The organism is Rhizobium sp. SVR5-2C (assembly GCF_056755115.1).
In genome coordinates, this window is record NZ_JBNDHT010000516.1 from 1 (window position 1) to 246 (window position 246).

The 246-nt window shown below is 55.7% G+C and carries 1 protein-coding gene; it reads left to right on the forward strand.

Features of this window, described 5'->3' with window-relative positions:
- Positions 1-246: glycerate kinase (locus tag ACPYOI_RS36735; protein WP_481424265.1), on the forward strand; the 246-nt coding region annotated here is incomplete at both ends.

The window sequence follows — 246 nt, forward strand, 5'->3', positions numbered from 1 at the left end:
GTACTGAAATGGGTTATGGCGGCGGCAGCCTGATGGCGCTCAACAGCGTCGATCTCTCCGGCCTCGACGCCAGGCTAAAAGATTGCACAATCCACGTCGCATGCGACGTCACGAATCCGCTGGTTGGCGAGAGAGGCGCTTCCCGTATCTTTGGCCCGCAAAAAGGGGCGACAGAGGAGATGATCCTCACTCTCGACGCTAACCTCAGCCACTATGCCGATGTGATAAAAAAATCTCTGCGAATTG